This window comes from Nonomuraea sp. 3-1Str, from assembly GCF_031570565.1.
Lineage (GTDB): Bacteria > Actinomycetota > Actinomycetes > Streptosporangiales > Streptosporangiaceae > Nonomuraea.
On the sequence record NZ_JALHBK010000001.1, the window covers coordinates 425,414 to 446,320 of the forward strand.

The following is a 20,907-nucleotide window of genomic DNA, read 5'->3' on the forward strand; positions in this document are numbered from 1 at the left end:
AATATGTAGACGTGATCGGCCGGTGAGAGGAGGACACCAGCGCAGCGCGTCCGCGACGATCGGCACCGTGACCACGCCCGCATCCCGCCTCTCACCCACCGGCCTGTTCACCGGCCTGGCCCTGGCTGCCTTCGCCGCGGCGTACGCCGGGCTGATCGCGACCGGCCACACCGGCGTGACCCCCTCCGCGGACCCCGGCGCGTCCCGGCTCTCCCTGTGGGGCGCCGCGCTGCCGCCGCTCGCGGCGATGGCGCTGGCCCGCCTGGTGCCGCCGAGAAGGGAGCCGCCGGCGCCGCTGGCCGAGCTGCGCAGGGACCGGCTGCTCAAGGAGGCGTGGGCGCTCGTGGCCGCGGCCGTGCTCTTCGCGTGCGTGGCCCCGATCGCGCGCGGCGGCCTGGACCTGCTGTATCCGCCGGTCAAGGTCCTGCTGCTGCTCGTCGTCCCGCTGGTCGTCTTCCGGGTGTTCCGCGGGGACGGCCCGAAGGCCAGGGCGATCCCCGCGCCGGTCACCTGGCTCGCGCCGCTGCCCGCGATCGTCGCGTGGTTCCTGCTGGCGCAGGTCAGCCCGCTCGCCGTGCCCCTGAGCCAGAACCTGCCCGACCCGGTCACCCTCGCCGTGGCCTCGCTCGTCACGCTGCTCACCGCGAGCGTGCTGGAGGAGATCTTCTACCGGGGCTGGCTGCAGACCCGACTGGAGGCGCTGTACGGCCGGTGGCCGGCCGTCATGGCGTCGTCCCTGCTGTTCGCGTCCCTGCACACCAGCCACATCCCGCCCGCGGCGCCCGCGCTCGGCGTGGCGACCATCGTGGCCTTCCAGGGCGTGTTCGGGCTCATGCAGGGCTACCTGTGGGCGCGCTACCGCAACATCTGGGCGGTCATCCTGATCCACACGCTGGTCAATCTGGTGTACGTGCCGATCCTGCTGGGCCGCTGACCCGCTCGCGGCGTTGCCGACGCTACGTTCAACGGAATAACGTCCCCTCATGCCCAGAGGAACCTCGGAAGTCAGCGAGCCGATGTACTTCGTGCTCGCCGCGCTGCGCGGCGGCCCGCTGCACGGACACGCCATCAGCAAGTCGATCAAGGATCTGTCGGGGGGCCGGGTCCAGCCCTCGGTCGGCACCCTCTACGGCATCCTGGAGCGGCTCAACGAGCGCGGCGTCATCACCGTGGACCGCGAGGAGACGGTCAACGGCCGCAACCGGCGCTATTTCAGGATCACCGACGAGGGTCAGGCGCTGGTGGAGGCCGAGGCCAGGCGGATGCAGGCGGCCGCCTCCCTCGTGCTGCGGCCGTCCGGCGCATGACGGCGTTGGAGCGGCGTTACCGCAGGCTGCTGCTCGCCTATCCCAGGAAGTACCGCGCGGCGCACGGTGACGAGCTGCTGGACGTCCTGCTGGAGTCCGCCGGGCCCGGCCGCTCGTACCCGGAGCTCCGGGAGACGTGGGGCCTGCTCGTGGGCGGCGTCCGCAGCCGGATCGTCCACCAGGCGACGGGCAGCGCGTGGGCGGACGGACTGCATCTGGGCGTCACGGCCGTGGCCGCGACGAACCTGGCGGCGCTGCTGCCGTACGTGGGCTCGCTGCCGGCGTGGACGCTGCTGTCGGCGCTGGCGCTGCTGGCGACCCTGCGCGGACGGGTGCGCGCGGCGATCCCGCTCACCGCTGTCGTCGCCGTCAAGGCGGTCGCGATCGCGGGCGGCCGGGCGATGCTCGACCTCACCCTGCTGCCGGTCTCCCCGTCATGGCTCGCCGACCGGGGCCTGTTCGCGTCGAGCAGCCCGTTCGTGGTGGGAGCGGGATACGCGGTCGCGCTGTCCGGCCTGGTGGTGCTCGCCTGGCGCGGGCAACCGCTGAGGGCCAGGTCATGGTGGTGGTGGGCCGCGGTCGTGGCCGTCGCCTGGGCCGGGCCGCAGTGGCTTCCTGAGGACAACACGGTCCCGCTCAGCCTGAGCCGGGTGGCGGTGGAGCTGGCGGCGCTCGGGCTGGCCGCGACGGGCGCGTACCTGGCCCGCGACCTGCGCTGGGCACTGGCCTCGGGCGTCTACCTGCCGGTCGCCTCCGGCGAGCTGATCCTGCACGTGAACGGGCTGACCAGGCAGCACATCGCGTACTGGGGCCTGCTGGTCCTGCTGACCCTGGTCTCCGCCCTCGCCCCGTACCGGCAGCGGAGGCATTGCCTGGATTGACCATACTCCGTTTAACGGAGTATGGTCCTCGCCATGCTCACACGATCCCGTCCGGCTCTCGCCGTGCTCGGCGTGGCCGCGCTGGCGGTCCTCGGCGGCTGCGGGAGCGCCGCCGAGAGCGCCCGCCCCGCCCCGTCGAGCACGCCAGGCGCCGCGTCTCCCATGGACAAGCGACACCAGCTCGAAGCGGCCAAGGCCGACTGCATGAAGCAGCAGGGCTTCAAGTACGTCCCACACGTGACGTCGCAGGGGCCGGACACCGAGGAGTCGCGCAAGCGCACCTCCGGCGACTACCAGGCGCTGCGGAAATACCGCGAAAAATACGGTTTTGGGGTGTTCGCCATGCACGTCTACCCCAAGGAGATGGGCAACCCGCAGGTCAAGCCCGACGACGCCGAGATCGACCCCAACATGAAGATCCAGTCCGGGCTCTCCGAGGCGCAGACGAAGGCTTACCGGAAGGCCAAGGACACCTGCATGACCACGGCGGTCGGCCAGGTGCTCGGCCTGAAGGTGAAGTCCGAGATGGATCTGTACAACGCCCAGAACCGGGCCATGAACCGAGCGCTCAAGGGCGCGATCAACGGTGACCCCGACATGGTGGAGCTGGCCGCCGCCATGGCCACGTGCCTGAAGGGCAAGGGCTACACCGTCGGCGACACCTCGCCGGTCGCCATGAACGAAAGCGGCCAGAAGGCGTTCCTCGCCCAGGAGGACAGGCTGGGGCGCGAGCAGCTCGACGACGTGCCCGACGTCGCTCCTCCGGCGAAGGACGGTGAGCTGCCGATGACGTACGCGCCGACGCTCACCCCCGAGCAGGCCAGGCCGTACCTCGCCAAGGAGATCAAAGCGGCCCTCGACGACCTGGAGTGCGGCAAGGACTTCTACCGGGCGTACATGCCGAAGCAGGCCGCGATCGTCCAGCGGATCAGCGACCAGTACGGCACGTGACGCGCCCGTGAAGTCCCCCCGCAAGCTCCTCGCCGGCGTCCTCACCGGCGTCGTGGTCGTCGCCGGCGCCGGTTGGGCGGTCAGCACCCGGCTGCGCTCCCCCGCCGACGAGGCGGCCCGCCGCGCCGCGCCGAACCCCTCGCTCGTCACCGCCGCCGTCGAGCGCCGCAAGCTCGTCAGCACCGTCGTGGTCAGCGGCACCCTGGAGTACGGCTCGCCGCTGCCGATCAGCCTCGCCGGAGTGGTCGGCGGCACCGCCGAGCTGCAGCGGGTCACCCGGGCTCCCCGGCAGGGCCGGCTGGCCGAGGGCGCGGTGCTGATGGAGGTCAACGGCCGGCCGGTGTTCGCGCTGCGCGGGTCCGTGCCCATGCACCGCACGATGGCGCCCGGCACGAAGGGCGACGACGTCGAGCAGTTGCAGCGGGCGCTGCGCAGGCTCGGGTACGGCGCGCGGGTCTCGGGCGTCTTCGACCGGGCGACCGCCGCCGCGGTGACCAGGATGTACGCCAGGAAGGGGTACGAGGCCCAGCGGCCCACGCTCGCCGACCGGCAGGCGTACGACACGCTGCGCCGCGCCGTGCAGACGGCGGAGGAGACGCTCGCGACCGAGAAGCAGGCGCTCGACCAGGGACGTGACGTCCTGCCGCTGAAGCTCAAGGTCCGCAACGCCGAGGCGGACCTGACGTCGGCGCAGAGCGCGCTGAAGGCGGCCACGGGGCGGCGGCTGACGCCCGAGGACGACGCCAGGCTGGCGGCGGCCGACGCGGCCGTGCGCGCCGCGGAGGAGAAGCTGCTGGAGGCCCGGCAGGCGCTCGCCGCGGCCAGGAGCCGGCCCACCGGAGCCCCGACCGGCGCCCCGTCGGGCACCCCGACCGGCACTCCCGCGGCCACGCCGCAGCCCACCACCGCACTCACCCAGCCCCCCGCCGACACGTCGCTGCCGGAGCTGAGGGTGGCCAACGCCGAAGCCGATCTGGCGGCGGCCCGCGAGGCCCATGGCCGGATCCTGGAGGAGGCCGGGCTGACCCGCGAGACGAAGGCGGAGGAGCTGCGCAAGGCCGTGCGCGTCGCGAAGGAGACGCTGGCCACGGCCCGGCAGGCGCTGCGCCAGGCCAGGCAGCTCTCCCCCACCAGGCTCAAGGTGTCCAACGCCCGGAAGGACGTGGCGGCGGCCCGGGGGATGCTGGCCGAGTTCGCCCGCACGTACGGCACCTCCGTCCCGCCCGGCGAGGTGGTGTTCCTGCCGAGGCTGCCCGCCCAGGTGCGGAAGACGTCGGTGAAGGCCGGGCAGCAGATCGAGAAGGAGGTCGCCACGGTGACGGGCTCGACCTTCACGGTGACGGGCTCGGTCGAGGCCGCCGAGTCCGGCCTGCTGCGCGCGGGCATGGAGGCGGCCGTCGAGCTCGACACGGGCAGGACGTACCCGGCGACGCTCACCGCGGTCGGCGAGGAGGCGAAGCAGCCCGGCAAGGAGGCGCCGGCGGACGGCGCGCAGCCGGTGCTGCTGACGCCGGCCTCGGCGAAGGGGCTCAAGGGCCTGTCGGGCACCGCGGTCACGGCCAGGGTGACGGTCGGCGCGACCGGCGAGCCGGTGCTGGTCGTGCCGGTGGCCGCCGTGACCACGTCGGCCGACGGCAGGGCCCGCGTACGGGTCGAGTACGCGACCGACCGGACCAGGGACGTGGAGGTGCGCACGGGCCTGACCGCCGACGGCGACGTCGAGGTCACCGGCGCGCTCAAGGAGGGCGACCGGGTGGTGGTGGGCGTTGCCTGAGCAGGTCAGCGAGCAGCCGGGCAGCAAGCAGCCGGCCATCGAGCAGCCGGTCATCGAGCTGGCGGGCGTGTGCCGGGACTTCCCGGCGCAGCCGCCGGTCCGCGCCCTGTCGGACGTCTCGCTCCGGGTCGGCCGGGGCGACCACCTGGCGATCATCGGCGCCTCCGGGTCGGGCAAGTCCACGCTGCTCAACGTGCTGGGCCTGCTCGACCGGCCCACCTCGGGCAGCTACCGGCTGGACGGCACGGAGACCACGACGCTGCGGGAGGCGGCCAGGACCAGGCTGCGCGGCGAGCGCCTCGGCTTCGTCTTCCAGGCGTTCCATCTGCTCGCCCACCGCAGCGTCCTGGAGAACGTCATGCTCGCCGAGATCTACACCAGGCGGCCGCGCGAAGGCCGGCGAGACCGGGCCCTGGCGGCGCTGGAGCGTGTCGGCCTCGGGCACCGGGTGGACTTCCCGCCCGGCCGCGTGTCCGGGGGCGAGCGCCAGCGCACGGCCATCGCCAGGGCCCTCATGGCCGAGCCGTCGCTGCTGCTGTGCGACGAGCCGACGGGCAACCTCGACAGCCGCAACACCGAGGCCGTGCTGGACCTGTTCGACGAGCTGCGGGCGGAGGGCCTGACGATCGTGGTCATCACGCACGAGCAGGAGGTCAGCGAGCGGGCCGGGCGCCGGGTCCGGATCACCGACGGCATCCTCGTGGAGGAGTGATGGACGTCCGCGACCTGATCGGCGAGGCCGTCGCCGGCCTGCTCGCCAGGCCCGTGCGCTCGGCGCTCACCACGCTCGGCACCGTGCTGGGCATCACCACGCTGGTCGTCACGCTCGGCGTGGCCGCCACCGCGGGCAACCAGATCGTCGGCCGCTTCGACGAGCTGGTGGCCACGGCCATCACGGTCGAGGTGCCGGCGGCCGGGCACGTGCCCCTGGTGGAGTGGGACGCGATCGACCGGCTGACCAGGCTGCGCGGCGTGGTCTCCGCCGCCGCGCTGGCCGAGGACAGGGACGGCGCCAACCGGTCCGTACGCTCCAACGACCTCGTGGACCCGGCCAGGGTCACCACGCAGAGCCTGACGGTGCTGGCCGCGTCCCCCGGGCTGCCGGAGGCGGTGCGCGGCCGGATGGTGCGGGGCAGGTTCTACGACGCCGGGCACGTCGCGCGCGGCGACAGGGTCGCGGTGATCGGCGACCAGGCGGCCAGGATGCTCGGCGTCACCCGGCTCGACCGCGCTCCCGCGATCTTCATCGACGGGCACGCCTACACGGTCGTCGGCGTCCTCGGCGACCTGCGCCGCGAGCGGAACCTGAGCACCTCGGTGATCGTGCCGCCGACGGCGGGCCGGCGCTTCGGGCTGGGCGACGTCTCCCGGGTGCTGGTCAACACCGAGCTGGGCGCCGCGGGGCTCATCGCCCGGCAGGCCCCGGCCGCGCTCAGCCCCGGCAACGGCGCCATGCTGCAGGTGGTCGCGCCGCCCAGTCCGACGAGGGCCAGGGACAAGGCGCAGGAGGACGTGAACGCGCTCTTCCTCATCCTCGGCCTGGTCTCGCTGCTCGTCGGCGCGGTCGGCATCGCCAACGTCACGCTCGTCACCGTCATGGAGCGGGTCGCCGAGATCGGCCTGCGCCGCTCGCTCGGCGCGGCCAGGCGGCACATCGCGGCCCAGTTCCTGCTGGAGTCGACGCTGACCGGGCTGACCGGCGGCGTCATCGGGGCGAGCGCGGGCATGGTCGCCGTCGTGGCCGTCTCGGCGGCCAAGGAGTGGACGCCGCTCCTGGACGTACGGCTGGCGGTCGCGGCGCCGGTGGCGGGCGCTCTGGTGGGCCTGCTGGCCGGGCTGCACCCCGCGCTGCGGGCGGCCCGGATGGAGCCGGTGGACGCGCTCAGGTAGCGGCCGGCCGGGTCAGTCGGCCAGCCACTCCAGCACGCGCAGCGGGTCGGGCAGCGGGCGGCCGTCGGGCGGGCGCAGCCAGGAGACGGACCGGCCGTCCGGCAGCGAGGACGGCGGGGCCAGGACGTAGCTGTCGCGGCAGTGCCAGCGCAGGCCCGGCGTGTCGTCGATGGTGGCCGGGTCGCAGTCGAGGTGGCAGGACCACCACTCGTCCTCGTCGTCCGGGTTGCCGCGGGTGGCCACATAGAACAGGACCCGGTCGCCGTTCGCGGCGACCGGGCCCGAGTGCGCTTGCGCGTCGTCGATGCGGGACAGGGCCGTGAGGCCCGTCGTGAGGGGTACGTCGAAGACGTCGAACACGCGTCCGGTGGGCAGGATCACGTTGGCCTCGGGCTCGTGCTGCCACCAGCGGGTGAGCTGGGCGGTGTCCGTCGTGGCCTGGAGGTGCCAGGCGGGCGAGAGCGGATGCGCCCCGGGGTCGGGACAGCCGACCCGGTCGCACGAACACGCCCGGGCGCCCTCCCGCAGGGGGTAGGCGCCCGGCACGCTCGGCCACCCCAGGGCCGCGTAGCCCAGGACCGAGTCGATCCGAGCCGGCATCGACCGTTTTCTGGTACGCCGAGTCAGCGGTGCCCCCACCATGGTGTCTCCCGTCGCGTCGTGCCTGAAGGGATCCCGGCTCCTGGCCCGGCTTCTCGACAAGGGCTCACGCGGGACACACCAGCACTAGTCGTCACAGTTTATCGCACTGACCACAGGACACGACGGAAAACCCCACGTTAGAGACGGCGCGCCACCTCGGTCGCCCAGTAGGTCAGGATCAGGTCGGCCCCGGCGCGCTTGATCGACACCAGCGATTCCATGATCATCCGGTCGCGGTCGATCCAGCCGTTGGCCGCGGCGGCCTCGACCATCGCGTACTCGCCGCTCACCTGGTAGGCGGCCACGGGCACGTCCACCTCGTCGCGGACGCGCCTGATGACGTCCAGGTAGGCCAGGGCGGGCTTGACCATGACGGCGTCGGCCCCCTCGGCCAGGTCGAGGCGCACCTCGCGCAGCGCCTCCTCCAGCGGCCCCGCCGGGTCCTGCTGGTGGGTGCTGCGGTCGCCGAACTGCGGCGCGCACTCGGCGGCGTCACGGAACGGCCCGAAGAACGACGAGGCGTACTTCGCGGAGTAGGCCAGGATCGGCAGGCCGGAGAACCCGTCGGCGTCGAGCGCCGCGCGGATGGCGGCCACCTGGCCGTCCATCATGCCGCTCGGCGCGACCATCTGGGACCCGGCGCGGGCCTGGGCGACGGCGATGGAGGCGTAGCGCTCCAGCGTCGCGTCGTTGTCGACATCGCCGGAGTCGGTGAGGACGCCGCAGTGACCGTGGTCGGTGAACTCGTCGAGGCACGTGTCGGCCATCACCACCAGGGCGTCGCCCAGATCGGCCGTGACATCGCGCAGCGCCACCTGAAGGATGCCGTCGGGGTCGTCGGCGGCGGAGCCGCGCGCGTCCTTGACGGCCGGGATGCCGAACAGTATGACGCCGCCCACTCCGGCCTCGGCCGCCTCGTGGACGGCCTTGCGCAGCGAGTCGCGGGTGTGCTGGAACACGCCCGGCATCGACGCCACCGGCACCGGCTCCTCGATGCCCTCCTTGACGAACAGCGGCAGGATCAGATCGGCAGGGTGCAACCTGGTGCCGGCCACCATCCGCCGCAGGGCGGGGGTGCGCCGCAGCCTGCGGGGGCGGGCTGTCGGGTACTCGGCACTCACTTCGCTCTCCTCCTGGCTCCTCTGCGGTTCTGGGACGGCCGCCGGGGCGCCTCACCGGCGCCCAGGGCGGCCTGACGCTGCTTGGCTCCGTACTCGGCCAGGGCGGCCGCCAGGGCCGACGCCGAGGGCTTGTCGGCCATCACGTCGACGCGCAGCCCGAACTCCTCGGCGGTGCTCGCGGTCTGCGGCCCGATGACCGCGATGACCGTGACGTTGTGCGGCTTGCCGGCGATGCCGACGAGGTTGCGCACCGTGGACGACGACGTGAACAGCACGGCGTCGAACCCGCCGCCCTTGATCGCCTCGCGGATCGGCGCGGGCGGCGGCGCGGCCCGGACGGTCCGGTACGCGGTCACGTCGTCGCACTCCCAGCCCAGCTCGGTGAGCCCGGCCACGAGCGTGTCGGTGGAGATGTCGGCGCGCGGCAGCAGCACCCGGTTGATCGGGTCGAGCATGGAGTCGTACGGCGGCCACTCGGCCACGAGGCCCTCCGACGACTGCTCGCCCGAGGGCAGCAGGTCCGGCTTGACCCCGAACTCGACCAGCGACCGCGCGGTGGCGTCGCCCACGGCGGCCACCTTGAGCCCGGCGAAGGCACGCGCGTCGAGCCCGTACTCCTCGAACTTCTCGCGCACCGCCTTGACGGCGTTGGCGCTGGTGAAGGCCACCCACTCGTAGCGGCCGGTGACCAGGCCCTTGATGGCGCGGTCCATCTGCTGCGGTGTGCGGGGCGGCTCGACCGAGATGGTCGGCACCTCCTCGGGCACCGCGCCGTAGGAGACGAGCTGCTCCGACAGGCTCCTGGACTGCTCCTTGGTACGCGGCACGAGCACCCGCCAGCCGAACAGCGGCTTGGTCTCGAACCACGACAGCTTGTCGCGCAGCCCGACGGCGTCGCCCACGACGATGAGCGCGGGCTCGGTGAAGCCGGCGTGCTTGAGGTCGGGTTGGAGCCGGCCCAGCGTGGAGACCACGGTGTACTGCTCCGTGGTGGTGCCGGCGCTGCTGACCGCCACGGGCGTGGAGTCGGGCTTGCCGCCGGCGATCAGTGCCTTGGCGATGGGCACGGCCTCGCCGATGCCGTTGTAGATCACCAGGGTGCCGGGGCAGGACGCGTGGGAGGACCAGTCCTGGTCCTCGGCGGCGTCCACGATCCGGAACTCCGGCACCGAGGCCGCCGGCGGGATGCCCGCGTAGGTGAGCACGGCGGTCGCGGGCGGGACGCCGGGGACGATCTCGAAGTCCACCTCCGCCGCGGAGCACGCGGCGACCTCCTCGGCGACCGAGGAGAACAGCATCGGATCGCCCTCGCACAAGCGCACGACGAACCGGCCCGCCTTGGCGTGCGTGACGAGGTCGCCCGAGGCCACCTCGACGCCTTCGCGGCAGTGGCGCAGCAACGGGCCGAACTGGTCTTCGTCGAGCACGACCAGGTCGGCCTTGCCGAGCAGCTCTGCGCCGCGGAGCGTGAGCAGGTTGGGATCGCCGGGGCCCGCGCCGACGAAGGCGACGAAGCCGGAGGCTGGACTATCGGGGCTCAATGGGAATGCTCCCCCATCAATCTGTCGGCCCCCTCGGAGATCATCTCGTCCGCCAGATTGCGGGCGAGACACACGGCCTCCGAGGGAGAGCCGGCGGTGGACTTGCGGACCGCCCGGCGGCCGTCGATGGCGACGACCGAAGCGGTCAGGTTGAGAGTCTGCCCGTCATCGCGGGCGAAAGCACCCACGGGGGCCGAACAGCCCGCCTCCAGGGCGGCCAGCACCTCCCGCTCGGCCGTCACGGCGGAGCGGGTGCGCGGGTCGTCGAGGACGGCGAGGAAGTCGATCAGGTCGGCCCGGTCGGACAGGCACTCCACGGCGAGGGCGCCCTGGCCGGGGGCCGGCATCAGCTCCTCGACCTCGAAGATCTGGGAGATCTCGGAGGTCCTGCGGATCCTGGTCAGACCGGCCGCGGCGAGCACGACGGCGTCGAGCTCGCCGGAGGTGACCTTGCCGATCCGGGTGTCGGCGTTGCCGCGGATCGGGACGTAGTCGAGGTCGGGGCGCATGGCGCGCAGCATGGCGACGCGGCGCGGCGATCCGGTGCCGACCTTGGCGCCGGGCGCCAGGTCGGCGAAGCGGACCCGGCCGACCAGCGCGTCGCGGTGGTCGTGCCGGGCGGGGATCGCGGCCAGCGTCACCGCCGGGTCCTGCTTGGTGGGCAGGTCCTTCAGCGAGTGGACGGCGAAGTCGATCTCGCCTTCCATGAGCTTGTCGCGCAGCGCGCTGACGAACACGCCCGTGCCGCCGAGCTGCGCGAGGTGCGCCTTGCTGACGTCGCCGAACGTGGTGACGCCCACGAGCTCGACGGGCCTGCCCGTGCGCTCGGTGTAGGAGTCGGCCACCATCTGCGACTGCGTGGTCGCCATCAGGCTGCGCCGGGTTCCCAGTCGCAACGTCACAGGTCCACCTCCCTCACGGCCTCGGGCATCTTGGGATCGAGATCGAACAGCTCCCGGAGAGCTTCCGCATAATGATCGCCTCCTGGCGAGGTGGCGAGCTGCTTGACACGCACGGTCGGCTCGTGGAGGAGCTTGTCGACGACGCGCTGCACGGTCAGGGCGACCTCGTCGCGGGTCTTGTCGTCGAGCCCGGGGATGCGCATCATGAGGCGGCCCAGCTCGGCCTCGACCACGTTCGCGGCCTTGCCGCGCAGCGCCACCACGGTCGGGGTGACCTTGGCGGCACGCTCCGCGTCGAGGTAGGCGGTGAGCTCTTGGGAGACGAGCTCACGTACCGACCGCACCGCGTCGCCCTCGCGGGACCCGATGCCGGACTCCTGGATGGTCTCCAGGTCGACCAGCGTGACGCCGGGCACGGAGCGCACGGCGGGGTCGATGTCGTGCGGCAGCGCCAGGTCGAGCAGGAACGCGCCACGGGTCAGCATGCCGGGCGTGATCACGTGGTGGCCGGCGCCGATGCAGGTGATGACGATGTCGGCCTCCGGCAGCTCTCGGGGAACCGCGGAGAACTCCACCGCCCTGCCGCCGACCGACTCGGCCAGCCGCCGGCCGCGCTCGAACGTGCGGTTGGCGACGACGATGTCGGTGACGCCGGCGCGGGCCAGCGTGGTGGCGGCCAGCGAGCTCATCGAGCCCGCGCCCACCACCAGGGCCCGCCGGCCGGGCAGCTCGCCGGCCAGCGCCAGGCCCGCGCTCACCAGGGAGGCGCCGGCCTTGTCGATGCCGGTGTCGGTGTGCGCGCGCTTGCCGACCCGCAGCGCGTGCTGGGTCAGCTCGTTGAGTACGGCGCCGACTGTGCCCTGCTTCTGGGCCAGCTTGAGCGCCTGGCGGACCTGGCCGAGGATCTGGCCCTCGCCCACCACCATCGAGTCGAGGCCGCACACCACCGAGAAGAGGTGCTCGACGGCACGCTCCTCGTAGTGGACGTACAGGTGCGGCGTGAGCTCCTCCGAGGCGACGCCCGTGTGGACGCTCAGCAGGTCGCACACCGAGGTGACGGCGGCGTGGAAGCGGTCGACCGTGGTGTAGACCTCGACCCTGTTGCAGGTCGAGACCACCATGGCCTCCGCCACCGATGTGTCCTGCTGCACGTCGTGCAGGAGCTTGACGAGCGCGTCGCCTGTGAGCGAGACGCGCTCCAGCATGGCCACCGGCGCGGTCCGGTGGCTGAGTCCGATCGCCAGAACACTCACTGGCTGTCCACGGCCATCAGCGGCCCCCCAGCTTTGCGTTGCTCATGGAACGCAAGGATCTGCAATTCAATTGATAGGTCGACTTTACGGACATCGACGCCATCCGGCACTGACAGGACGACGGGAGCGAAGTTGAGAATGCTGGTCACCCCCACCGCCACGACACGGTCGCACACTTCCTGAGCTGCCGCAGCCGGTGTCGCCAGAACCACGATCGAGACTCCACGCCTCTTGATGACGGCTTCCAGCTCGTCGATGTGCTCAACATTCAACCCCGCGATGTCGTCGCCCACCACCTCGGGGTCGGCGTCGATCAGGGCCGCGACGCGGAAACCCCTGGAGACGAAGCCGCCGTAGTTGGCGAGCGCACGGCCGAGGTTACCTACTCCGACGATGGCCACGGCCCAGTCCTGCGTCAGGCCGAGCTCCCGGGAGATCTGGTAGACGAGGTACTCGACGTCGTAGCCCACGCCGCGCGTGCCGTACGAGCCGAGGTGGGACAGGTCCTTGCGGAGCTTGGCCGAGTTCACCCCGGCGGCCACGGCGAGGTCCTCGGAGCTCACGGTCGCGATCGCCCGCTCCGCCATCCCGTGCAGCGCCCGCAGGTACAACGGAAGCCGGGCCACCGTGGCGTCGGGGATGCCGCGGTCACGGGGTTGGGACGGGCTCTTCACGTGCCAGAGCTCCAGGGAACGGGCGGCGTGGGCCGCGTGAGTGGAACGAACCGCCTTTCAGGTTAATCCCTTTGTGAACCGATGCACAAAGTCGGACGGTCTGTGACGCTACGGTGGGGCCATGCATCGCATCACGTTGCTCGGCAGGCCCGGATGTCATCTCTGCGACGACGCCCGCGAGGTCGTCGCGCGAGTGGCGGCGGAGCTGGGCGTGCCGTGGGAGGAGGTCGACATCGACTCCTCGCCCGAGCTCAGGGAGAAATACGGCGAGATGATTCCCGTCACACTCGTCGACGGGACGCAGCACGACTTCTGGCGCGTCTCGGAGGAGCGGCTGCGCGCCGCCCTCTCCTGACCCGGCTCAGAGCCGTCAGAACATGGCCGTGGGGAGCGGCACCACCTTGGCGGCGTTGACGTTGAGCTCGATGACGTTCGTGGCCAGCACCATGGCCTGGCGGTCGTTGACGAACCGCTCCACGTGCGGCTGGCGCTGGTGGTCGCGGTAGGCGACCTCGTCGCGGTACAGCTCGTAGACGATGCGCTGCAGCGGGGCCGACTTGACGGCGTGGCAGGCGTAGACGAGCGTGTCGGGCTCGCCGCGGCGCACGGCCTCGACGGTCTGGTCGGCGAGCCGGTCGAACGCCTCCCCCGAGCCGTCCATGAGCGTGAAGACGGTCAGGAGGCCGTAGATGCTCGGGGAGGGCTTGCCCGAGCCGGGCTGCGCCTGGGGCTGGGGTTGGGGCTGTGCGTGGCGCTGGGGGCCCTGGGCGGCGTGTGAGCCGCCGCCGAACAGCTCGGCGCCGGAGTACAGCGCGCCGGTCTCGGGGCCGGACGGCGGCAAGCCGAGGTCGCCGCCGAAATCACCGCCGAAGTCGCCACCGAAGTCGGCGCGCGGGTCCCTGCGGTCGCCGCGCGGGTCCCTGAGGTCGTCACGGGGACGCCCGAACTCGTCGGGACGGCCCCCGAAGCCGGGGTCCTGAGGGCCGCCGAAGCCCGTGTCCTGGGGGCCGTGCCGGCCGTTCATGATGTAGCCGGTCGAGGGGCCCTGCTCGGGCGGCGGACCCATGCGGGCCGCGTAGTCGGGGTCGCGGTCGCCCGCGCGGTACTCGGCGACCAGGTCGCCCAGGCCCGCCGGTCGCCGGGCCGGCTGGGTGGGCGGCGCCTCGGCGCCGGAGACCGCCATGGCGCCCGTGGCCGCCCCGGCCATCCCCGAGCCCAGGGGCTCGGGCCGCACGCCGGGCGGAGCGTCCAGGCCCGGCTCGCCACCGTGGCGGGAGGCCGCCCGGCGGCCGCCCGCGCGACCGCCCTCGGCCCGGCCGGAGTCCAGGTCGCGCTCACCGGCGCCCCGGCCGCGGTCGTCGCGGCCCCCCGTGGCGTCGTCGAAGTCGTCCTCGTCGTCGTCCTCGTACGGGGCCAGCGGACGCAGCACGCAGTACCAGATGCCGGCGGCGGCCACCACGAGCAGCGCCGCCGTGAAGAACCCCGGCACGGCGAAGCGCATCGCCCCCAGGACGGCCAGCGCGGAAGGCACGACGACCAGCACCGCGTGGAGGTTGTCGGTGTCGTACTCGTCGCCGTTGCGCCAGCGCAGCGCGGCCACCACCAGCGCGCCCAGGAGGAGCGCCGCCACGACGGCGTGCGCGCCGAGGAGCAGCCCGTTGGGGATGAGTCCCCAGTGCGCGCCGCCCGCGGGCAGCACCTTGGTCATCTCGTCGCCGATGATCGGGTCGACGAGGAGGATGACGCCCGCCACGATCGTGAACGCGGTGCCGAACAGCCAGGCGGCGAACTTCGGCGGCACCTTCTCGGCCAGCAGCTGGACCAGGCCGACGGCGAGCCAGAGCGGCGCCAGCAGGGACCCGGTGAGCTGGTAGAGCTTGAAGGTGACGGTGCCGAAGCCCGTCAGGTAGCCGACGCCGATCCCGGCGAGTGAGAGGCAGAGCGCGACCGCCGCGACGGTCCAGGCGATCAGCCAGCCCTCGGTCTCCTCACGCAACCGGCGGACGAGGGCGCCCGTGGCGATCGCGGCGAGGAGCGCACCGGCGAAGGCTATGACAGCAACAAGGATCTCCATGGTGACTCCCATGCTGCCGGACTATGCCTCCCAGCCGGTAGCCGAAGAGGGAACGGGTCGGTCCACACGGTATCCGCCGATTACGGCAAGTCATGCCTGCTGCACCTGGATTGTGGATTTTGCAGTTGATTTCTAGAGTGTTCGAGCACGCCGCACCCCTTACCCGTAGGGATACCGGATGCCTGACTCGTGGCCGTTCGCCGAGCTGCTCTCACCAGCGGTCTCCGGCGCCGCCCGGACGTCCGAGCTCGCCGTACGCGAGGAGCTCCCCGACGACCTACGCCTGCTGGTGCTGCGCGCCAAGACTGGTGACACGGATGCTTTTGGCACGCTCTATGACCGTTACGTAGAGCTGGTCTACCGTTACATCTACTTCCGGGTGGGCTCCCACCCGCTCGCCGAGGACCTGACCAGCGAGACCTTCCTGCGCGCGTTACGCCGCATCGCCGACTACACCTGGCAGGGACGCGATTTCGGCGCCTGGCTCGTGACGATCGCCCGCAACCTGGTGACCGACCACTTCAAGTCGGGCCGCTACCGGCTGGAGATACCGACGGGAGAGGTGATCGACGTCCCGCTCGACGGGGCGCACATCCCGGAGAACGCCGTGGTCACCGCCATCGTCAACGACCGGGTGCTGCGCGCGGTGCGCGACCTGGGGCCGGAGCAGCAGGAGTGCGTGGTGCTGCGGTTCCTGCACGGTCTGTCACTGGCGGAGACGGCGTTGATCATGGGGAAGAAGAGCGGAGCGATCAAAGCCCTGCAGTTCCGGGCGATCAAGGCTCTGGCGCGGGCCCTCCGTCATGACCTTGCGTAACCTCCCATTGCGTCACTTCGTTAGGCATTTGTCACGACTGAAGGTTTTTCGGGGGAGGTCAGGGAGCTGTCATGGGTAGGTCGCGCAGATCGCGCGAGCGCGTGGTGGGTCACCTCACCGAGCTGCGGGAGCTCCAGCTCGGCGGTGGGCCGAGCGACGCGTTCCGCCACAGGCTGCGCGACGAGCTCCTCGCCGCCCGCGCCTCCACTCCCGCCACGGGTGCCCCTGCCGGCGCCAACTCCCCGCGACACGCCCAGGGCTCCCGCTCCGGCTCCGCCCGGCGGCGCGGGCGGGCGCGGCCGTGGCTGTCGCAGCTGGCCACGCTGAGCCTGGCGGCCGGCCTGATGCTGTCCGCCTTCTCGACGTACCGGTCGGTGCCCGGCGACACCCTCTACCCGCTCAAGCGCGCCGCCGAGAGCACGCTCGTGCGGCTCAGCGGCGACGACGTCGAGCGCGCCGAGCGCGAGCTCGACTCGGCCAAGGCCAGGGCGGAGGAGGTGTCCGAGCTGCTCGGCTCCTCCGCCGACGACGCCCTGGTCACCAGGACGCTCAGGGACATGGAGGAGTCCACCCGCTCCGGCATCAGCAGGCTCGAACGCGTCCGCCCCCGCTCACCGAAGATCAGGACGTTCGCCGAGAACCAGCGCGACATGGTGCAGCCCATGCTGGAGCGCATGGCCGACGACGATCACGACAAGGCCACCGGGTACCTCGACTACATCGAAGGTCTCGTGGCTCCGCCTGGGTAAGCTGAACGGCATGAGGCGGCTTATCCGACGACGGCACGAGGTGGAACCGGAGCTCGCCGGAGAGGCCGCGGCGGCGGCCGCCGTGACGACTCCCCCGGCCGATCCCGACCTGGAGGCGGCGGCCTTCTTCGACGTCGACAACACGATGATGCGCGGCGCCTCGATCTACCACTTCGCCCGGGGACTCGCGACGCGCGGAATGTTCACGACGTCCGACCTGTTCAAGTTCGCCGTCGGCCAGGCGGTGTTCCGCCTGCGCGGCAACGAGAACCCCGAGCACATCGCCGTGGCCCGCGAGACCGCCCTCGCCTTCGTCGCGGGGGCCAAGGTCGACGACGTCGTACGCCTCGGCGAGGAGATCTACGACGAGGTGATGGCCGACCGCATCTGGGGCGGCACCCGCGCGCTGGCGCAGAGCCACCTCGACGCCGGCCAGCGCGTCTGGCTGGTGACGGCCACCCCCGTCGAGCTGGCCAGGGTGATCGCCCAGCGACTCGGCCTGACCGGCGCGCTCGGCACCGTCGCCGAGACCGCCGACGGCGTCTACACCGGGCGGCTGGTCGGCGACCTGCTCCACGGCCCGGCCAAGGCCGAGGCGGTGCGGGCGCTGGCCCGCCGCGAGGGCCTCGACCTCACCCGGTGCACCGCCTACAGCGACTCGGCCAACGACCTGCCCATGCTGTCGCTGGTCGGCCGGGCGGTGGCCATCAACCCCGACACGGAGCTGCGCGAGCACGCCAAGAAGGTCGGCTGGCAGGTCAAGGACTTCCGCACCGGCCGCAAGGCGACGCTGACCGCGCTGCCCATCGCCGCGGGCGTGGGGGCGGTGGCGGGCGGCGTGGCCGCCGGCATCGCGCTGCGCCGGCACTACCGCCACCACCTGTAGGACACCGCCTGTAGGGCACGGTTACCTGAACGTCTCGAAGAGCTGCTTCGCCTCCGGCTGCTTCCAGACGACCCGGTTGGGGTCCTTCGGGTCGGGCTTCCAGGGCACGGAGACGAGCATCGGCCGGCTCTTCTCCACGCTCCGTGCGATGTCCACCATGGTCTCCAGGCCCAGCCCCTCGTCCGTCTTGATCGACTTGGTGCTGACGGCCAGGAAGGCGCGGACCTTCGCGGGATCGGTCAGCGTCCTGCGGGCCTTGGCCAGCATCGCGATGAGCATCACCTGCTGCCGCTTGATCCGCTGGATGTCGGAGCCGTCGCCGTAGCGGCGCAGCCGGACGTAGCCCAGGGCCTGCTCGCCGTTCAGGAGGCTCTTCCCGGCGGGCAGCTTCAGCTTGGACGCCTTGTCGTCCACCGGCCGCGGCAGCGTGACCTCGACCCCGCCGAGGGCGTCCACGACGTCCTTGAACGCGTCGAAGTTCACTTCGGCCATGTGGTCGATCCGCACGTTCGTCAGCGTCTCCACGGCCTTCACCGTGCACGTCAGCCCGCCCTTGTAGAAGGCGGAGTTGATCATGTCTCGCCGGGCCGGCTGGGAGCCGCACGCCGGGAGCCGGACCATGGAGTCCCGCGGGATGCTGACAGCGGTGATCTTCTTGCGGTCGGCCGGCAGGTGCAGCAGGATGATCGTGTCGCTGCGCGCCCCCTTCTCCGCCCGGAATCGCGCGGAGCCGGCCCTGTCGTCGGTGCCGACGACCAGCACGTTGAGCGCGCCGGTCACCTTCGCCGGCCGGACGCCGGCCGGCGGGGGCACAGTCTGGTGGCCGCGCAGCACCACCGTGGGCACGGCGACCGCGGCGGCGGTGGCGACGGCGGCCAGGCCGGTCAGCAGCAGGCCGGTCCGGCGCCGTCGTGGCCTGGCCTGGGTCAGGCGGTTGCGCTGGCGCGCCAGCGTCGCGGGCGGCTCGTGCTCCAGCGCCGCGCCGAGGTCGCGGAGCAGCTTCAGGTCGTCCATCGTCACGCCTCCTCGTCGAGCAGCGGGTTCGTGTCGCCCAGCGCGGCGCGTACCTTCCGCCTGCCCCTGTTGAGGCGGGAGCGCACGGTGCCGATCGGGGTGCCGAGGGCCTGAGCGGGCTCCTCGTACGAGAGATCGCCCCAGGCGATGAGCAGCAGCACGTCACGGTCCTTCGCGGGCAGCGCCGCCAGCGCGCTGGCCAGCTCGGGCCGCGACGCCTGCGCGGTGACGCCGGCCGCGACCCGGTCGGCGGGCGAGTCCACGCGGTCCTCGACGGGCGCCCGCAGCAGGGCCCGGTATCGGGCCGCCTCACTGCGGTGATGGCGGGAGATGAGCTTGGTGAGAATGCCGAAGAGCCACGGCCTGGCGTCGGCGTAGGCCAGGTCGTAGCTCTTCCTGCGGGAGAAGGCGACCAGGAACGTCTCGCCGACGAGGTCCTCGGCGGGCTCAGGGCCGAGGCGTTTGGAGACGTACCGGTAGAGCATGCCGGAGTAGCGGTCGAACAGCTCGGCGAACGCCTCCGGTTGTGTCCAGGAGGCGCTGACGAGGTCGGCGTCAGGCCCCCTGGTGGCGGGTTGCGTGATCATCTCCGCCCTTCTGCGGGGAAGTAGGTCGCAGATGTCTCGCCACAACCCGCCTTACGGGTTCACGACTTACGGGTTCACGACGCCGGGAGCCGGGTCACAGCTCCTTGAGGAATCCGCCGTCCACCGCGATCTGGGCGCCCGTCGTGCTGCCCGAGCGCGGCGACACGAGCAGTGCCACCGCGTCGGCGATCTCCTGCGGGTCGACCAGGCGGCCGGTGACCATCCTCATCATCTGGGGGGCCACGGTGGAGATGACGCTGTCCTTGTCGGCGCCGGCCATCCCGGCGATGACGTCGGCCGCGCCGCCCTCCTTGGTCCACCAGTCGGTGAGCACGGCGCCGGGCAGCACCGTGTTGACCCGGATGCCCTGCGGGCCGTACTCCTCGGACAGGGCCTTGCTCACGTGGTCGAGCGCCGCCTTGGCGGCGCCGTAGTCGACGTTCATCGCCGACGGCTGCTTGCCCATGGTGGAGGAGACGTTGACGATCGCGCCGCCGCCGCGCTCCAGCATGACCGGCACCGCCGCGCGGATCATCCGGACCGCCGCGTACAGGTTCAACTCGAACATCTCCCGCCAGGCGGCGTCGTCGGCCGCCAGGAAGCCGACGCGGGGCAGCGTGACGCCGGGCGGCGGGCCGCCGGCGTTGTTGACGAGGATGTCCACGCCGCCGAACTCCTCGACGGCGGCGGCCACGACCCGGGCGGGCGCCTGCGGGTCCATCAGGTCGGCGGCCACGTGGACCACCTTGTCGGGCAGGTCGCCGGTACGGGTCCGGGAGACGGCCACGACGTGCGCGCCCTCCTCGTGCAGGGTGCGGGCGACGGCCAGGCCGATGCCCTTGGACGCTCCGGTGACGACGGCCACGCGGCCGGAAAGCTGCAGATCCACGATGTTCCCTCGGGGTTCGGTGTTACTTACCTCCGGAGAACACCGGCCGGACCGGAGCGGTTGCGGTCGGTCAGAGGAACGGCGGGAAGGCGTGGCCGCGGCGCAGCCTCAGCTCGTTGAGCATCTGCTGGATGACCTCGCGCACGTGGTCGGTCAGCTCGAAGACCACCATGGGGTCGTCGGCGGCCGACGGGTCGTACTCGTCGGTGCGGATCGGCTCGCCGAACTCGATCATCCACTTCGACGGCAGCGGCACCAGCCCGAGCGGGCCCAGCAGCGGGAAGAACGGCGTGATCGGCAGGTAGGGCAGCCCGAGCAGCCGCGCCAGCGTGGGCAGGTCGCCGATCTTCGGGTAGATCTCCTCGGCCCCCACGATGGCGGTGGGCACGATCGGCACGCCCGCCCGGATGGCGGAGGCCACGAAGCCGCCCCTGCCGAACCGCTGCAGCTTGTAGCGGTCGGAGTAGGGCTTGCCCACGCCCTTGAACCCCTCGGGGAACACCCCGACGAGCTCGCCCTTGCGCAGCAGTCGGTCGGCGTCCTCGGGGCAGGCCAGGGTGTGGCCGGTCTTGCGCGACAGGTGCCCGAGCACGGGGAGCTGGTAGACCAGGTCGGCGCCGAGCAGGCGCAACGGCCGGCCCGCCTCGTCGTGCAGCGCCACCTGCATCATGAGCGCGTCGAGCGGCAGCGTGCCGGAGTGGTTGGCGGCGACGAGCGCGCCGCCCTCGGCGGGCACGTTCTTCAGCTCGACGGTCTCGACCCGGAACCAGTGGCGGTACAGGGGCCTGATCAGCTCCAGCATCACCTTGTCGGTGAGCTCGGGGTCGTAGCCGAACTCGTCCACCTCGTACTCGCCGGTGATGCGGCGGCGCAGGAAGGCCAGCGCCTGCGCGAGCGGCTCGGCCCGGTCCGACTGGTCGTAGGAGGGAGCCGAGGTGATCGGGATCACCCTCGC

General features: G+C 72.2%; 22 protein-coding genes. 11 read left to right on the forward strand and 11 right to left on the reverse strand.

Going from position 1 to position 20,907, the window contains the following annotated elements; all coding sequences use genetic code 11:
* The first annotated feature begins 67 nt into the window (after nucleotides 1–67).
* The 7 genes from MTP10_RS02320 to MTP10_RS02350 are packed head-to-tail and all read left to right on the forward strand — an operon-like array spanning nucleotide 68 to nucleotide 6,803.
* Nucleotides 68–934 (forward strand): CPBP family intramembrane glutamic endopeptidase, encoded by an 867-nt coding sequence (locus MTP10_RS02320; RefSeq protein ID WP_310707253.1) that lies wholly within the window; start codon nucleotides 68–70, stop codon nucleotides 932–934.
* 49 nt (nucleotides 935–983) lie between these two features.
* The gene (locus MTP10_RS02325; RefSeq protein ID WP_310707254.1) at nucleotides 984–1,307 is read left to right on the forward strand and encodes a PadR family transcriptional regulator; all 324 of its coding nucleotides are present in this window, start codon (nucleotides 984–986) and stop codon (nucleotides 1,305–1,307) included.
* Nucleotides 1,304–2,188 carry a hypothetical protein gene (locus MTP10_RS02330; RefSeq protein ID WP_310707255.1) on the forward strand — a complete coding sequence of 295 codons (885 nt, stop codon included), beginning with the start codon at nucleotides 1,304–1,306 and terminating at the stop codon, nucleotides 2,186–2,188. The genes MTP10_RS02325 and MTP10_RS02330 overlap by 4 nt, the downstream gene beginning before the upstream one ends.
* 33 nt (nucleotides 2,189–2,221) lie before the next feature.
* Complete coding sequence (locus MTP10_RS02335) at nucleotides 2,222–3,139, forward strand: hypothetical protein (RefSeq protein ID WP_310707256.1); 918 nt, start codon at nucleotides 2,222–2,224, stop codon at nucleotides 3,137–3,139.
* Nucleotides 3,140–3,146: 7 nt separating this feature from the next.
* On the forward strand, nucleotides 3,147–4,913 hold the full coding sequence (locus MTP10_RS02340) for a peptidoglycan-binding protein (RefSeq protein WP_310707257.1): 1,767 nt from the start codon (nucleotides 3,147–3,149) through the stop codon (nucleotides 4,911–4,913).
* Nucleotides 4,906–5,625 (forward strand): ABC transporter ATP-binding protein, encoded by a 720-nt coding sequence (locus MTP10_RS02345; RefSeq protein WP_310707258.1) that lies wholly within the window; start codon nucleotides 4,906–4,908, stop codon nucleotides 5,623–5,625. The genes MTP10_RS02340 and MTP10_RS02345 overlap by 8 nt, the downstream gene beginning before the upstream one ends.
* On the forward strand, nucleotides 5,625–6,803 hold the full coding sequence (locus MTP10_RS02350; protein ID WP_310707259.1) for an ABC transporter permease: 1,179 nt from the start codon (nucleotides 5,625–5,627) through the stop codon (nucleotides 6,801–6,803). The genes MTP10_RS02345 and MTP10_RS02350 overlap by 1 nt, the downstream gene beginning before the upstream one ends.
* A gap of 12 nt (nucleotides 6,804–6,815) precedes the next feature.
* Here the strand turns inward: MTP10_RS02350 and MTP10_RS02355 are convergent, their stop codons facing one another.
* From MTP10_RS02355 to MTP10_RS02380, 6 genes are all read right to left on the reverse strand, one after another.
* On the reverse strand, nucleotides 6,816–7,445 hold the full coding sequence (locus tag MTP10_RS02355; RefSeq protein ID WP_310707260.1) for a bifunctional DNA primase/polymerase: 630 nt from the start codon (nucleotides 7,443–7,445) through the stop codon (nucleotides 6,816–6,818).
* A gap of 137 nt (nucleotides 7,446–7,582) precedes the next feature.
* Nucleotides 7,583–8,566, reverse strand: coding sequence for a porphobilinogen synthase (gene hemB, locus MTP10_RS02360; protein WP_310707261.1), 984 nt, complete (start codon nucleotides 8,564–8,566; stop codon nucleotides 7,583–7,585).
* On the reverse strand, nucleotides 8,563–10,107 hold the full coding sequence (locus MTP10_RS02365; protein WP_310707262.1) for a bifunctional uroporphyrinogen-III C-methyltransferase/uroporphyrinogen-III synthase: 1,545 nt from the start codon (nucleotides 10,105–10,107) through the stop codon (nucleotides 8,563–8,565). The genes hemB and MTP10_RS02365 overlap by 4 nt, the downstream gene beginning before the upstream one ends.
* The gene (gene hemC, locus MTP10_RS02370) at nucleotides 10,104–10,976 is read right to left on the reverse strand and encodes a hydroxymethylbilane synthase (RefSeq protein WP_397205717.1); all 873 of its coding nucleotides are present in this window, start codon (nucleotides 10,974–10,976) and stop codon (nucleotides 10,104–10,106) included. The genes MTP10_RS02365 and hemC overlap by 4 nt, the downstream gene beginning before the upstream one ends.
* 29 nt (nucleotides 10,977–11,005) lie before the next feature.
* On the reverse strand, nucleotides 11,006–12,262 hold the full coding sequence (locus tag MTP10_RS02375; RefSeq protein ID WP_310707264.1) for a glutamyl-tRNA reductase: 1,257 nt from the start codon (nucleotides 12,260–12,262) through the stop codon (nucleotides 11,006–11,008).
* Nucleotides 12,259–12,936, reverse strand: coding sequence for a redox-sensing transcriptional repressor Rex (locus tag MTP10_RS02380; RefSeq protein WP_310707265.1), 678 nt, complete (start codon nucleotides 12,934–12,936; stop codon nucleotides 12,259–12,261). The genes MTP10_RS02375 and MTP10_RS02380 overlap by 4 nt, the downstream gene beginning before the upstream one ends.
* A 121-nt stretch (nucleotides 12,937–13,057) precedes the next feature.
* On the opposite strand from MTP10_RS02380, the gene MTP10_RS02385 reads away from it, so the two are divergent.
* A complete protein-coding gene (locus MTP10_RS02385) occupies nucleotides 13,058–13,291 on the forward strand; it encodes a glutaredoxin family protein (RefSeq protein WP_310707266.1) in 234 nt (77 codons plus the stop codon).
* 15 nt (nucleotides 13,292–13,306) lie between these two features.
* Here the strand turns inward: MTP10_RS02385 and MTP10_RS02390 are convergent, their stop codons facing one another.
* Complete coding sequence (locus tag MTP10_RS02390; protein ID WP_310707267.1) at nucleotides 13,307–15,022, reverse strand: antibiotic biosynthesis monooxygenase; 1,716 nt, start codon at nucleotides 15,020–15,022, stop codon at nucleotides 13,307–13,309.
* 166 nt (nucleotides 15,023–15,188) lie between these two features.
* On the opposite strand from MTP10_RS02390, the gene MTP10_RS02395 reads away from it, so the two are divergent.
* The 3 genes from MTP10_RS02395 to MTP10_RS02405 all read left to right on the forward strand — a co-directional run bounded on the left by MTP10_RS02395 (nucleotide 15,189) and on the right by MTP10_RS02405 (nucleotide 17,462).
* Nucleotides 15,189–15,827, forward strand: a complete 639-nt coding sequence (locus MTP10_RS02395; protein ID WP_310707268.1) for a sigma-70 family RNA polymerase sigma factor — start codon at nucleotides 15,189–15,191, stop codon at nucleotides 15,825–15,827.
* A 71-nt stretch (nucleotides 15,828–15,898) separates the two neighbouring features.
* Complete coding sequence (locus MTP10_RS02400) at nucleotides 15,899–16,576, forward strand: DUF5667 domain-containing protein (protein ID WP_310707269.1); 678 nt, start codon at nucleotides 15,899–15,901, stop codon at nucleotides 16,574–16,576.
* 10 nt (nucleotides 16,577–16,586) lie between these two features.
* Nucleotides 16,587–17,462, forward strand: a complete 876-nt coding sequence (locus tag MTP10_RS02405; RefSeq protein WP_310707270.1) for an HAD-IB family hydrolase — start codon at nucleotides 16,587–16,589, stop codon at nucleotides 17,460–17,462.
* Nucleotides 17,463–17,483: 21 nt separating this feature from the next.
* Here MTP10_RS02405 and MTP10_RS02410 read toward each other — a convergent pair whose 3' ends face one another.
* The 4 genes from MTP10_RS02410 to MTP10_RS02425 all read right to left on the reverse strand — a co-directional run bounded on the left by MTP10_RS02410 (nucleotide 17,484) and on the right by MTP10_RS02425 (nucleotide 20,901).
* The gene (locus MTP10_RS02410) at nucleotides 17,484–18,476 is read right to left on the reverse strand and encodes an LCP family protein (RefSeq protein WP_310707271.1); all 993 of its coding nucleotides are present in this window, start codon (nucleotides 18,474–18,476) and stop codon (nucleotides 17,484–17,486) included.
* Nucleotides 18,477–18,478: 2 nt separating this feature from the next.
* Nucleotides 18,479–19,063 carry an RNA polymerase sigma factor gene (locus MTP10_RS02415; RefSeq protein WP_310707272.1) on the reverse strand — a complete coding sequence of 195 codons (585 nt, stop codon included), beginning with the start codon at nucleotides 19,061–19,063 and terminating at the stop codon, nucleotides 18,479–18,481.
* A gap of 94 nt (nucleotides 19,064–19,157) precedes the next feature.
* On the reverse strand, nucleotides 19,158–19,952 hold the full coding sequence (locus tag MTP10_RS02420; RefSeq protein ID WP_310707273.1) for an SDR family NAD(P)-dependent oxidoreductase: 795 nt from the start codon (nucleotides 19,950–19,952) through the stop codon (nucleotides 19,158–19,160).
* Nucleotides 19,953–20,022: 70 nt separating this feature from the next.
* The gene (locus MTP10_RS02425; RefSeq protein ID WP_310707528.1) at nucleotides 20,023–20,901 is read right to left on the reverse strand and encodes a lysophospholipid acyltransferase family protein; all 879 of its coding nucleotides are present in this window, start codon (nucleotides 20,899–20,901) and stop codon (nucleotides 20,023–20,025) included.
* Nucleotides 20,902–20,907: the final 6 nt, after the last annotated feature.